This window comes from Massilia niastensis DSM 21313, assembly GCF_000382345.1.
Taxonomy (GTDB): domain Bacteria; phylum Pseudomonadota; class Gammaproteobacteria; order Burkholderiales; family Burkholderiaceae_D; genus Telluria; species Telluria niastensis.
Genome location: NZ_KB908091.1, coordinates 102,816 through 116,324, shown reverse-complemented (window position 1 = coordinate 116,324; position 13,509 = coordinate 102,816). Strand labels below are relative to the sequence as shown.

10 protein-coding genes are annotated in these 13,509 nt (G+C 66.6%); 3 read left to right on the top strand and 7 right to left on the bottom strand.

The genetic code is table 11. The features are described from left to right. The 4 genes from H162_RS0111555 to rpsL form a co-directional block, all read right to left on the bottom strand. The coding region (locus H162_RS0111555) for an elongation factor Tu (protein WP_020653629.1) at nucleotides 1-797 on the bottom strand (797 nt) is incomplete at its 3' end. Nucleotides 798-873: 76 nt separating this feature from the next. Further along, nucleotides 874-2,979 (bottom strand): elongation factor G, encoded by a 2,106-nt coding sequence (gene fusA / locus H162_RS0111550; protein ID WP_020653628.1) that lies wholly within the window; start codon nucleotides 2,977-2,979, stop codon nucleotides 874-876. Between the two features lie 114 nt (nucleotides 2,980-3,093). After that, the gene (gene rpsG / locus H162_RS0111545) at nucleotides 3,094-3,564 is read right to left on the bottom strand and encodes a 30S ribosomal protein S7 (protein ID WP_020653627.1); all 471 of its coding nucleotides are present in this window, start codon (nucleotides 3,562-3,564) and stop codon (nucleotides 3,094-3,096) included. A 136-nt stretch (nucleotides 3,565-3,700) separates the two neighbouring features. Continuing rightward, nucleotides 3,701-4,084 (bottom strand): 30S ribosomal protein S12, encoded by a 384-nt coding sequence (rpsL, locus tag H162_RS0111540; RefSeq protein WP_005663517.1) that lies wholly within the window; start codon nucleotides 4,082-4,084, stop codon nucleotides 3,701-3,703. A 368-nt stretch (nucleotides 4,085-4,452) separates the two neighbouring features. Here rpsL and H162_RS0111535 point away from each other — a divergent pair, with 368 nt between their 5' ends. Then, nucleotides 4,453-6,255: a phosphoethanolamine transferase gene (locus H162_RS0111535; protein WP_020653626.1), complete on the top strand. Its 1,803-nt coding sequence runs from the start codon at nucleotides 4,453-4,455 to the stop codon at nucleotides 6,253-6,255. A gap of 20 nt (nucleotides 6,256-6,275) precedes the next feature. Here the strand turns inward: H162_RS0111535 and H162_RS0111530 are convergent, their stop codons facing one another. The 3 genes from H162_RS0111530 to H162_RS0111520 are packed head-to-tail and all read right to left on the bottom strand — an operon-like array spanning nucleotide 6,276 to nucleotide 10,691. Further along, on the bottom strand, nucleotides 6,276-8,678 hold the full coding sequence (locus tag H162_RS0111530; protein ID WP_020653625.1) for an ABC transporter permease: 2,403 nt from the start codon (nucleotides 8,676-8,678) through the stop codon (nucleotides 6,276-6,278). Nucleotides 8,679-8,688: 10 nt separating this feature from the next. Then, nucleotides 8,689-9,369, bottom strand: coding sequence for an ABC transporter ATP-binding protein (locus H162_RS0111525; protein WP_020653624.1), 681 nt, complete (start codon nucleotides 9,367-9,369; stop codon nucleotides 8,689-8,691). A 38-nt stretch (nucleotides 9,370-9,407) separates the two neighbouring features. Continuing rightward, complete coding sequence (locus H162_RS0111520) at nucleotides 9,408-10,691, bottom strand: efflux RND transporter periplasmic adaptor subunit (RefSeq protein ID WP_229452034.1); 1,284 nt, start codon at nucleotides 10,689-10,691, stop codon at nucleotides 9,408-9,410. Between the two features lie 216 nt (nucleotides 10,692-10,907). Between H162_RS0111520 and H162_RS0111515 the strand changes: the two genes are divergently transcribed. Together H162_RS0111515 and H162_RS0111510 are read left to right on the top strand one after the other, a co-directional pair. Next, nucleotides 10,908-12,260, top strand: coding sequence for a sigma-54-dependent transcriptional regulator (locus H162_RS0111515; protein WP_020653622.1), 1,353 nt, complete (start codon nucleotides 10,908-10,910; stop codon nucleotides 12,258-12,260). Continuing rightward, on the top strand, nucleotides 12,250-13,485 hold the full coding sequence (locus tag H162_RS0111510; RefSeq protein ID WP_026354526.1) for a sensor histidine kinase: 1,236 nt from the start codon (nucleotides 12,250-12,252) through the stop codon (nucleotides 13,483-13,485). Before H162_RS0111515 ends, H162_RS0111510 begins: the two co-directional genes overlap by 11 nt. Nucleotides 13,486-13,509: the final 24 nt, after the last annotated feature.

Below are 13,509 nucleotides of genomic sequence, written 5' to 3'. Positions count from 1 at the left end.
TTGCGGAACATCTCCACGCCGGTGCAGGTGGTCTTCACGGTGTCGACGATACCGACGATCTCGATTTCTTCGCCGACCTTGATCACGCCACGCTCGACACGGCCGGTCACGACGGTGCCGCGGCCCGAGATCGAGAACACGTCTTCCACCGGCATCAGGAAGGCGCCGTCAACGGCACGTTCCGGGGTCGGGATGTAGGTGTCCAGGGCTTCTGCCAGGCGCACGATGCACTCTTCGCCCATTTCGCCCGGCTGGCCTTCCAGCGCCATACGTGCCGAACCCTTGATGATCGGCAGGTCGTCGCCTGGGAACTCGTACTTCGACAGGAGTTCGCGGACTTCCATTTCGACCAGTTCCAGCAGTTCTGCGTCGTCGACCAGGTCGCACTTGTTCAGGAACACGATGATGTACGGAACGCCAACCTGACGCGCCAGCAGGATGTGCTCGCGGGTCTGCGGCATCGGGCCGTCAGCGGCCGAGCACACCAGGATCGCGCCGTCCATCTGGGCGGCACCGGTGATCATGTTTTTGATGTAGTCGGCGTGGCCTGGGCAGTCGACGTGCGCGTAGTGACGGTTCGCGGTTTCGTACTCGACGTGCGCGGTGTTGATGGTGATGCCGCGTGCCTTCTCTTCCGGAGCCGCGTCGATCTGGTCGTATGCCTTGGCTTCGCCGCCGAATTTCTTCGACAGAACGGTCGCGATTGCAGCCGTCAGGGTGGTTTTGCCGTGGTCAACGTGACCGATGGTGCCGACGTTGACGTGCGGCTTGGTCCGTTCGAATTTTTCCTTTGCCATTTCCTATCTTCCTTTAAAAGAACGATTACTGCTTTATTGTTTGCCGGGGGCAGGACACCCTGCCCCCGAATATTGATTACTTGGCCTTGGCGGTGACGATAGCATCAATCACGTGCTTCGGAGCTTCCGAATAGTGCTTGAATTCCATCGTGTAGGTCGCGCGGCCCTGGGTTGCCGAACGCAGCGAGGTCGAGTAACCGAACATTTCCGACAGCGGAACTTCGGCCTTGATGATCTTGCCGCCGCCGCCCGGGATTTCGTCCATGCCCTGCACCATACCGCGGCGGGACGACAGGTCGCCCATCACGGAACCGGCGTAGTCTTCCGGCGTTTCGACTTCCACGGCCATCATCGGCTCGAGGATGACCGGGCTTGCTTTACGGCAGCCGTCCTTGAACGCCATCGAGCCCGCCATGCGGAACGCGTTTTCGTTCGAGTCGACATCGTGGTACGAACCGAAGGTCAGGGTGACCTTCACGTCCACGACCGGGTAGCCTGCCAGCACGCCGCTCGACAGGGTCTCGCGCACACCCTTTTCAACTGCCGGGATGTATTCGCGCGGAACCACGCCGCCCTTGATCGCGTCGACGAACTCGAAGCCCTTGCCCGGCTCTTGCGGTTCGATCGTCAGCACGGCGTGACCGTACTGGCCACGGCCGCCCGACTGCTTGACGAACTTGCCTTCGACGTCGGTGACAGCCTTGCGGATGGTTTCGCGGTATGCCACCTGCGGCTTGCCGACGGTCGCTTCCACGCTGAATTCACGCTTCATGCGGTCAACGATAATTTCCAGGTGCAGCTCGCCCATGCCACCGATGATGGTCTGGCCCGATTCTTCATCGGTACGCACGCGGAACGACGGGTCTTCCTGAGCCAGACGGTTCAGTGCCAGGCCCATCTTTTCCTGGTCAGCCTTGGTCTTCGGCTCGACAGCCTGCTGGATCACCGGCTCCGGGAACACCATCTTTTCCAGGATGATCGGAGCGGCCGGATCGCACAGGGTTTCACCGGTGGTCGCTTCTTTCAGGCCGACCGCAGCGGCGATGTCGCCTGCGTGGACTTCCTTGATTTCTTCGCGCTGGTTCGCGTGCATCTGCAGAATACGGCCGACGCGTTCCTTCTTGCCCTTGATCGGGTTGAACACGGTGTCGCCCGACTTGATGACGCCCGAGTAGACGCGGAAGAAGATCAGCTGGCCGACGAACGGGTCGGTCATGATCTTGAATGCCAGGGCCGCGAACTTTTCGTCGTCCGATGCGCGACGGGTGGTCGGCTGGTCGTCTTCGTCGGTGCCCGAGACCGGCGGAATGTCGATCGGCGACGGCAGGTATTCGATGACCGCGTCCAGCATTGCCTGCACGCCCTTGTTCTTGAATGCGGTGCCGCACATCATCGGGACGATTTCGCCGTTGATGGTGCGCTCGCGCAGTGCCTTCTTGATGTCGGCTTCCGACAGGTCGCCTTCTTCGAGGTACTTGTTCATCAGCTCTTCCGACGCTTCAGCGGCGGTTTCGACCAGCTTCTCGCGCCACTCGTTGGCTTGATCAACCAGCTCGGCCGGCACGTCGACGTAGTCGAACTTCATGCCCTGCGAAGCGTCGTCCCAGAGGATCGCCTTCATCTTGACCAGGTCGACCACGCCCTTGAAGTTGTCTTCGGCGCCGATCGGGATCTGCAGCGGGATCGGGTTCGCCTTCAGGCGAGCGCGCATCTGCTCGTAGACCTTGAAGAAGTTCGCACCGGTACGGTCCATCTTGTTGACGAAGGCCAGACGCGGGACTTTGTACTTGTTAGCCTGACGCCACACGGTTTCCGACTGCGGCTGCACGCCACCGACTGCGCAGTAGACCATGCATGCGCCGTCCAGGACGCGCATCGAACGTTCCACCTCGATGGTGAAGTCGACGTGGCCCGGGGTATCGATGATGTTGAAGCGGTGCGGCTCGAAGTTGTTCGCCATGCCCTTCCAGAAGCAGGTCGTCGCGGCCGAGGTGATGGTGATGCCGCGCTCTTGTTCCTGCTCCATCCAGTCCATGGTGGCGGCGCCATCGTGCACTTCACCGATTTTGTGGTTCACGCCGGTGTAGAACAGGATGCGCTCGGTGGTGGTGGTCTTGCCGGCGTCAATGTGAGCGGAGATACCGATGTTACGGTAGCGCTCGATTGGGGTAGTGCGTGCCATAATTTTTCCTAAATCTTTGAATGGACAAAACCGAGCAGCATTTTGAAAATCAAAATGTGCCCGGCCTGAACAACGGATACATGGCCGCTCCCCCAGTGGGGTTTGGCCATTTGCTTAGAAGCGGAAGTGCGAGAACGCCTTGTTCGCTTCAGCCATGCGGTGCACTTCGTCACGGCGCTTCATCGCGCCGCCGCGGCCTTCCGCGGCTTCCATCAGTTCACCACCCAGACGTTGCGGCATGGATTTTTCGCTGCGCTTGTTTGCGGCTTCGCGCAACCAACGCATGGACAGCGCCATACGACGAACCGGACGAACTTCCACTGGCACCTGGTAGTTGGCGCCGCCGACGCGGCGGGACTTGACTTCCACCAGCGGCTTGCAGTTGTTGATCGCGGTCGTGAACACTTCCAGCGGGTCTTTGCCCGACTTGGATTGAATGTGTTCGAACGCACCGTAGATGATGTTTTCTGCGACCGACTTCTTGCCGGACAGCATCAGAACGTTGACGAACTTGGCGACATCGGTGTTGCCGAATTTTGGATCCGGCAGAATCTCGCGCTTGGGTACTTCACGACGACGTGGCATTTCAATTCCTTCCTGTCTTCAGTTGAGTGCGTTAACCGCACTCGCGAGGGATCCTCATGATCCTTCACTTACTCGGCCTTCCGGCCGGCTCAACTTAACTAGTTAATATGACCTGTTTGTGACCAGACACGAAGAATTACTTCTTCGCAGCCTTCGCACGCTTGGCGCCGTACTTCGAACGCGCCTGCTTACGGTCTTTCACGCCCTGGGTATCCAGTGCACCGCGGACCATGTGGTAACGCACACCCGGCAAGTCTTTCACACGACCGCCGCGCAGCAGCACGACCGAGTGTTCCTGCAGGTTGTGGCCTTCACCGCCGATGTACGAAATGACTTCGAAACCGTTGGTCAGGCGCACTTTGGCGACTTTACGAAGTGCCGAGTTCGGCTTCTTCGGCGTGGTGGTGTACACACGGGTGCACACGCCGCGCTTTTGCGGGCAGTTTTCCAGTGCCGGCGACTTGCTCTTCACAACCGCGGCTTCACGCGGCTTGCGAATCAGTTGATTGATGGTTGGCATCGTTAATAATCCAACAAAGTACTACTACGTTGACGACCCGGGCCAAAAAAGGGCTGGCCCGGGGACTAAAACCGAGTCCCGTATTCACTGACAGCGGAGGCGACGAAAGCCACTCACCGATGGGAGCGGCTGCGAATGCGTATACGATGTGCAGAATAAATTCGAGAACTCGCGAGTATAGACCCGTTGTGACAAGGGGTCAACCGGTTTACCGCTCTGCCAGCCCGGCGGCGGGCAAGTGGCGCGGTCAACCGGCAAGAATGTGGCATCGCGGATACAGATGGGAGCTGGCGCACGCCCGGCAGGGCCGGCATAGCTTTTCCAGCGATAAAGACAGCATAATAGCCGATTTTCCCGCCGCCACACCGATGCACACCCTGCTGCGCCCTGCCAATCTCTACCTGCTGCTGACCTATGCGGCGCTGTCGGCCATGCCCTTCGCCGCGCCGCTGATGGGCGCGCCGCTGGCCGCCCCCTGGCGCGTGGCCGGGATCGGCGTGTTCGCCTGGATCGCGGCCTGGGCGCTGTGCAAGCGGCCGGCGTATTTCCACTGGGCGCTGCTGCCCGCCTTCCTGGCGCTGCCGACCGAGCTCTACCTGCTGACCTACTACGGACAGGGCATCTCGACCCACCACCTCGGCATCATCGCCGAGACCAGCCCCAGCGAAGCCCAGGAATTCCTGGGCGACCAGGCCTGGCTGCTGGGCGTGGTGCTGGCGGGCGTGCTGCTGTGGTGGATCTCGGCCTGGGTGGCGGCCTGGCGCACCCGCGACCTCGACTGGAACGACCGCTCGCGCTGGCTGGTGCTGGCGGTGCTGGGCGCCTGCTCGGCCGTGCTGCTATATGGCCACGCGTTCGGGGTGGCCGCTCCGCCCGCGGCCGCCGCTGCGGCGGACAGCGCCACGCTCCACCCGGCCAAGCGCGACGGCGCCGCGTTGCCGCCGCTGCCCTACTGGGCGCAGCCGCCGGTCGACCTGGGCTCGCTGGCCCAGTCCTGGCCGTTCGGACTGGCCGCGCGCGGCGTCGATTTCTACCGCGAGCGGGTCTACCTGGCGGAACTGAACCGCCGCAGCGCCGCCTTCCGCTTCGGCGCCCGCCAGGCCGGCGAGCCGCAGGTGGAGACGCCGCAGGTGGTCGTCATGGTGCTGGGCGAATCCTCGCGCTTCGACCGCTGGAGCCTGAACGGCTACAAGCGCGAGACCAATCCCTTGCTGTCGCAGGAGGCGAACCTGGTCACGCTGCCGGACGTGATCACGCCGGTGTCGGCGACCCGGCTCTCGGTCCCGGTGATCATCTCGCGCAAGCCGGCGATGCAGAGCCTGAAGGATGGCTTCTCCGAGAGGTCGGTGCTGTCGGCCTTCAGGGAAGCCGGCTTCAAGACCTTCTGGCTGTCCAACCAGGTCTCGTTCGGCAAGTTCGACACGCCGGTGTCGGTGTTCGCCAAGGAGGCCGACGAGGTCGAGTTCCTGAACCTGGGCGGCTTCACCGACAATTCAAGCCACGACGCGGTGCTGCTCGATCCGCTGCGGCGCGCCCTGGCCGACCCGGCCCAGAAGATCCTGATCGTGCTGCACACGCTGGGCAGCCACTGGAACTATGCGCACCGCTACCCGAAGGAATTCGACCGCTGGCATCCCTCGCTGCGCGGGATGGCCAAGCCGGACTACACCAACGTCTCGCTCGAGCCGCAGATCAACAACAGCTACGACAGCGCGATCCTGTACACCGACTGGTTCCTGTCGAACGTGATCGGGGTGCTGAAGGAGTCCGGCCTGCCCTCCTCGCTGCTGTACGTGGCCGACCATGGGCAGACCCTGTACGACAAGTCGTGCAAGTTCGCCTTCCATGGTCATAACACGCAGTACGAATTCCACGTGCCGGCATTCGTGTGGTATTCGGATGCATACCGCGAACGCTTCCCGTCCAAGGTCAAGCAGCTGATCCGCCACCGCAAGGCCAGGCTGTCGACCGAGAACATGTTCCATACCCTGCTCGACATGGCGGACGTGCGTTATCCGGACGAGCGGCTGGAGCGCAGCTTCGTGAATGCGAAGTTCAAGCGCCACAAGCGCTATGTGGACAGCTATGGGTGGACCGACTACGACAACGCCACCATGAAGGGCGACTGCCGCGAGGTGATCGCGCGCGGCAAGCCGCTGCCGCGCAGCTAGCCGCGTCCACAAGGCAGGCGCTACTCCCGCAGCGCCTGCACCGGCCGGATCCGCATCGCCGCCAGCGTATGCCGCAGCGTCGACCCCATGGCGACCAGGCCCGCCACCGCCAGCGCCGCCGTCAAGGTCCACACCCCGACCGGCGCCTGCTCCGTGAAACCGGCCAGGTAGCGCTGGATCGCCACGAAGGCCACCGGCAATCCCAGCAGGGCCCCGACCGCGATCAGCACCACGAACTCGCGCGCCACCAGCCGCCCGATGGCCGCCTGCCCGGCGCCATACAGCTTGCGCAGGACGATCTCGCGCGCCTTGCGCTGTACGCTGTAGGCCGCCAGCACATAGATGCCGAAGGCCGCGATCGCGATCGCGATCACGCTCGACGCAGCCAGCAGCCTGGCCAGGCGCAGGTCGTCGGCGTAGCTGAGGGCGAACATGCTGCCCACGCGCTGGATCTCGAGCACGTCGTTGGGGAAGTAGCGTGGCCACAGTTCCTCGATCGCCCTTTGCACGGCGTGCATGTCGCGTTCGCTGCGGATGGTGAACACGCCCGTCCGGTTCTCGAGCAAGTAGACCGTGGCCTGCATCTCCTCGCGCGCCGAGCGGTGCCGGATGTCGGGCGCGACGCCGACCACCTGCATCGCGCTGGCGCCGTCCGGCGTGCGTATGAACTTGCCGACCGCGTCCTCGGCGCTCGCGAACCCGAACTTGCGCGCGCCCGCCTCGTTGATCACGATCCTGTCCTCGTCCCCGGCCTTGTCGCGCGCCGGATCGTACAGGCGTCCCGCCACCGGCTTCAGGCCATATACATGGAAGAATTCCGGGCTGACGAACAGCATGCTGATCTCGACCGCATTGCCGCCATCGCGCCGCAGCGCGGTGCTGTTGCGGTTCACCGTCACCGGCGCGTCGCTTTCGGCCACGCCCGTCACGCCCGGCAGGCGCACCAGGGCGTCGCGGAAGGCGCGCACCCTGGCGCTGCGCATGTCGTCCGCGGCCTGCACCAGCAGCAGCGGGGCCGGATCGAAGCCGGGATCCAGGCTGCCGGCGTAGCGCGTCTGCCAGGCCACCGCCAGGGTCAGGCTGGTCAGGCCCATCGCGGCGGCGAACTGCAGCACGCTCAAGACACGGCGCAGCCGCAGCCCGCCCGCCGTTTCGCTGTTGCCGCGTCCCGAGAGGGCGCCGGTCGGACGCACCTTCAGCGCCGAGAAGGCCGGGTAGGCGCCGGCCAGCAGGCCGAGCGCCAGTCCCAGCAGCACGCTGAGGGCGAGCGAGCCTGGCGTGAACATGCTGTCGAGCTTGCGCTGCACCAGGTCGGCGAACACCGGCAGCAGCAGCCAGGCGAGCAGCAGGCCGATCGCGGTGGCGATCATGCACACCAGGACCGATTCGGCCAGGAAGTGGCGGCCGACCGCGCCGGCGCTGGCGCCCAGCACCTTGCGCACGGCGATTTCACGCTGGCGCCGCAGGGTCCGCACGGTGGCCAGGTTGACGTAGTTGGTGGCCGCCAGCGCCAGGATCAGCAGCCCCACCCCGGCCAGCCCGAAGATGGTCCTGCGGTCGCCGTGGACCGGCGTCTGCTCGCGCAGCAAGGGGTCGAGGTAGGCATCAAGCAGGGGCCCGAGCCGGAAATCGATCATGTCGTGCCCGTTCAGCGATGCGATCTGGTCCGGGCTCTGGCGCTGGTAGAAATTCGAGGCCAGCATCGCGCGCCGCACCGCGTCGAGCACCGCCTGCGCCTGCGCGCCGGGCAGCAGCTTGACGTAGACGCGGCCATGCGCCGAGCCCCAGTTGGTGGTGACCAGCTGGCGATACTCCGGCTTCCAGATCGCCGTCCCGATGCCGGCCAGGATGGCGTAGGGCGAGGTGGTGGCGGCCGGCTGGTCCTCCAGCACGGCGGCCACCAGGTAGGGCTGGCCGGCCACCTGCACCGTCTTGCCGACGGCGTCCGCGCTGCCGAACAGCTTGACCGCCGTCTCGCGCGTCAGGGCCAGCGCATCCGGCCGCGCCAGCGCCAGCGCCAGGTCGCCGGCGAGGACGCGCGGATCGAAGATGCGGCGGAAATCGGGATCGACCACCGTCAGTCCGAGCGTCTGGACCTGGCTGCCCACGCGCACGTCGATCTCGCTGTCGATGAAGGCAGTGGCCAGCACCGGGACGCCGCTGCCGACGATGGCGTCGCGCGCGGCCAGGCTGGACGCATCGCCCCAGTTGCCCGAGGCGCCGGCCGTGTTCCAGTGCTGCATGAGCCGGTAGATCTGCCCGCGCTGCGGCACATGGCGGTCGTAGGACAGCGAATGGGCCACGTAACCGAGCAGCAGGAAGCAGGCGGCGAAGCCGACGGCCAGTCCCAGGACCACCACCGCCGAATACGCCGGTTCCTTGACCAGCAGGCGCCAGCCGATGCGGAAGTCGCGCAGTGTCATCCGTCTCTCCTCATGCCGCCTGCAGCGCGTCGACCACCACGCGGCCATCGAGCAGGTGCAGGGTGCGCGACGCCTGGGCCGCGTGCGCCGGCGAGTGGGTCACCATCACCACGGTCGTGCCTTCGGCATTGATGTTGCGCAGCAGCCGCATCACCTCGTCGCCATGGGCGGTGTCGAGGTTGCCGGTCGGTTCGTCGGCCAGCAGCATGGCCGGTTCCGCCACCAGGGCGCGCGCGATCGCGACGCGCTGCTGCTGGCCGCCGGACAGCTGCGACGGCCGGTGGCGGGCGCGGTGGGCCACGCCCAGGCGCTCCAGCATCGCCTCGACGCGGCGCCGCCGTTCGGCCGCCGGGACGCCGGTGTATTCGAGCGCCAGCTCGACGTTTTCAAGCACCGTCAGTTCCTCGATCAGGTTGAAGCTCTGGAAGATGAAGCCCACCCGGCCGCGGCGCAGTTCGTTCAGCCGCGCCTCGCTCCAGCCGGCCACATTCTGGCCCTCGAAGAAATAATCGCCTTCGGTCGGCACGTCGAGCAGCCCGAGCACGCTGAGCAGCGTCGACTTGCCGCAGCCGGAAGGACCGGTGATGGCCACGTATTCGCCGGCCGCGATGTCGAGGTCGATGCGGTCGAGGGCGGTGGTCCGCACCTCCCCCGCCACGTGGATCTTGGTGACGCCCCTGAGTTTCAGCATGTCGGTTCCTCTTCTCGATGTCGGTTGTTTTTACCGGATTACCTGGTCAATTGCAAAAGCTCGGCCTTGGCGAACGGCGCGTAGCTCGAAATGATCACCTGCTCGCCCCTGGCCAGGCCGGACAGCACTTCGACCTGGCTGTTGTTGCGGCGGCCGAGCCGCAGTGCGCGCTTTTCCGCGCGTTCGCCGCCGGGGGCCAGCACGAAGGCCCAGGCGCCGCCGGTATCGTTGACGAAAGCGCCGTTGGGCAGCAGCAGGGCCTGGACCGGCTGGCCCAGGGTCAGCTGCGCATCCAGGCTCTGGCCGGGACTGAGGACGCCGGGCTGGCCGTCCGCGAACACCATCTCGGCGGTGAAGCGGCCATCCCTGATCTGCGGGAAGACCTTGCTGACCTTCAGCGCATGGCGCCGCTCGCCCTGGGTCACGCCGCCCTGCAGCCCGACCGCGACGCGGCTCAGGTAGAACTCGTCGATCCGGACCGACAGCTTGAAGCGCTTCGGGTCGTCGATGCGCCCGATGTTCTGGTCGGGACGAACGGTCTGGCCGACCTGCAGGCGGAAGTCGGTGAGCATCCCGTCGCTTGGGGCGCGCACCGCCAGCGCGTCGACCGTGGCGTTCACCAGATGCAGGCCGGATTGCAGGCCGCCGATGGCGGTCTCCATCTGCTGCAGGCCGCGCTGGCGGACCCGCTCCTCGGTCTCGATGCTGCGCCGTTCGTCTTCCAGCGCGCGGCGCTGCTGCGCCAGCCTGTCGGCCGATTCTTCCAGCGCCACCGGGGAAATGAAGCCGCGTTCCGCCAGCCTGCCGTTGCGCGCATGCTGCTTCTCGGCCTGCCGCACCGCGAACTCGAGGTCGGAGAAGCGGCGCCGATGCTCGCTGCGGCCGGCTTCCTGCGCGACGCGCAAGGTGGCCAGGTTCGAGATCTGCTGCGCATGTTCCGCCTGGCGCTCCAGCAGTTCGAGGTGGCGCTGCGGGTTCGAGAGCCGGAACAGCAGCTGGCCCTTCTTCACCGGCTGGCCGTCCTGGACCAGCACTTCCTCGACCCGTCCCGACTCGACCGAATCGAGCATGATGGAATTGAGCGGCTGGGCGGTGGCGCGCACGACGATATCGTCGCGGAACACGCCGCGCTCGACCCGGGCGATGCGGACGTCGCTGCTGGCCACCTGCAGCCCGTGCGGCAGGAAATGCCAGACGGCGAAGCCGAACGCCAGCAGCGCGGCCAGCGCGGCGCCGATGCGCAAGAAGGAGCCGCTGCGGCGTCCGGTCACCACCGCGTCCATCGCGGCGCCGGTGACGGCATGAGGGGGAATGCGATCCATGATGGCTCTCGAGTCGGAATGCCCTGTGCACCGCAAGCTTCGTGCCAAGCCCCTGGAGGGCGGCGGGAAGGCGTTCCCGGGCGCATCGCGGCGACAAGCTGTCCGGATCCGGACAGGTCGGGTGTGCGCTTCCGGACAGGCGCCCCAGGGGCCGTCGCGGGACGGGTTTGCCGCTGCTAGAATGGCTGCTCCACTGCCCCCTGTGCTCCGACCCTGATGGCCGATCCCACCGCCAGCATCCTGATCCTCGACGACGATGACGACGTCGCCTGCGCGGCGAGCATGCTGCTGCGCCGGCGCCATGGCGCGGTCGCGACGCTCGGCGACCCGGCGCGCCTGGAGGCGCTGCTGCAGGCTGGCGTGCCCGACGTCGTCCTGCTCGACCTGAATTTCACTCCCGGCCGCATCGACGGGACCGAAGGCCTGGCCGTGCTGGACCGCCTGCGCGCCCTGCCCCGGCCTCCGAGCGTGATTGCGCTGACGGCCTATGCGGACGTGCCGCTGGCGGTCGAAGCCCTGAAGCGCGGGGCCAGCGATTTCATCACCAAGCCCTGGGACAACGCCCGGCTGCTGGCCGCTGTCGATGGCGCGCTGGCGCGGCGTGCGAGCGCCGCGGTGCCGTCCGCGCCGGCCCTGATGGGCGACTCGGCGCCGATGCGCGAGCTGAAGGCGATGGTCGCCGGCGTGGCGCCGACCGAAGCCAATGTCATGGTGCTGGGCGAGAACGGCGTGGGCAAGGAACTGGTGGCGCGCGCCATCCACGGGACCTCCAGCCGCGCGGGGTCCATCTTCCTGGCGGTCGACATGGGCGCCCTGCCGGAGACGACGTTCGAAAGCGAATTGTTCGGCCACCGGAAAGGCTCGTTCACCGACGCCCGGTCCGACCGCGCGGGACGTTTCCAGGCCGCGCGCGGCGGCACGCTGTTCCTCGACGAGATCGGCAACATGCCGCTGCCGGCCCAGGCCAAGCTGCTGACCGCCCTCGAACGGCGCGAAGTCACGCCGCTGGGCGCCGACCGCGCCGAGCCGATCGACGTGCGCATCGTCAGCGCCACCAATCTCGACGAAGCGCGATTGTTCGATCCGTCGGTGTTCCGCCCCGACCTGCTGTTCCGCCTGAACACCATCGTGCTCCGGGTGCCGCCGCTGCGCGAGCGGCGCGACGACATCCCGGGACTGCTGCACCATTACCTGTCGCTGTACGAAGCCCAGTACGGCCGTCCGGTGCGCGAACTGGCGGCCCATGCCCTGGTGCGCCTGTGCGAATGGTCCTGGCCCGGCAACGTGCGCGCGCTGCGCCATGCCTGCGAACGCGCCGTCATCCTGGCGGCCCAGGCCGAGTACCGGTTCGAGGACTTCGGCCTGTTCGCGCCCGCGTCCGCGGCGCAGGCCGCGCCTGCCGCCGCCGCACGCCCGGGCGATGGCGAGGAGTACAAGCTGGGCGCGCTCGAACGCGAGACCATCGCCGCCGCCCTCGACAAGGCCAAGGGCAACATCAGCCTGGCGGCGCGCATGCTGGGACTGAGCCGCGCGGCGCTGTACCGCAAGCTGGGCAAGCATGGCATCTGAAAGTCGGCTCAAGAGCGCCGTCCTGCTGTGCGTGGCCGGAGCCGTGCTGCTCGCCTTCGGCGCGGGCGCCGTGCGCGACTCGCCGCGCCTGGTGGTGCTGTGCGCGCTGGGCGCGCTGCCGCTGCTGGCCGTCCTGTGGCGCTGCCTGGACCGCCTGGCCGCGCTGCGCCACCCGGCGCCGCCCGAACCGCGCGCCGTCTTCAATATCGAGCAGCAGGGCCTGCTCGACAATGCCCTGGCGCTGGAGACGCGGTTCGAACATGCGCCGATCGCGCTGTTCCGGATCGACGGCGGCGCGGGCGAAGGAGCTGTTGTCCCGCTGAACGCCAACGCGCGCAAGCTGGTGGCGCCGGGACGCGCCAGCGATACCGCCGACCTGTACCGCCAGCTGGTCGCGCAGCCGGGCGAGCGGCGCACGCTGATCCAGTTCGAGACCGAGCGCGGCGCCGAGCGCGCCCTGCTCGCGCTGTCCTCGCTCGCGCTCCTCGGCAAGCCGCAACGGCTCGCCGCACTGATGCCGGTCGAGAGCGAACTGGAAGCGGAAGCGCTGAATGCATGGCGCCAGCTGGTGCATGTGCTGACCCACGAGATCATGAATTCCCTGACCCCGGTGGCCTCGCTGTCGCGCACCGCCCATGAGCTGGTGAACGACTGCCGCGACGCGCTGCCGCCGGAAGTGAGCGGCGACCTCGGGACCGCGCTCGATGCGATCAGCCGCCGCGCCGACAGCCTGGTCGCCTTCGTGGCCAGCTATCGCAGCCTGTCGAACGTGCCGGCCGCACATCCCGAACGGATCCACGTCGGCGCCCTGTTCGAGCGGGTGGCGGCGCTGGTGGGCCCGGCCTGGCGTGCGCGCGGCGGGCAGGTGCATTTCTCGGTGGAGCCCACTTCGCTCGAACTGATGGCCGATCCGGGGCAGCTGGAGCAGGCGCTCATCAACCTGCTGAAGAACGCGTTCGAGGCCACGGCGAAGGTCGACAAGGGCCAGGCCTGGGTCAGCGCCCGCCTGGTGCGCGGCGCCCGCCTGCGGATCGAGGTGGAGGACGACGGTCCCGGGGTGCCCAACGCCCTGGTTGCGCAGATCTTTACCCCCTTCTTCAGCACCAAGAAGCAGGGCGGCGGCATCGGCCTGGCCATGGTGCGCCACCTGGTCCACGAGAACGGCGGCACGGTGCGCTATGCGAAGTCGGTGGGCGAAGGGGCGCGCTTCATCATCAGTTTCTAGTCCGGGAGGTGCCCGCCCGATGCG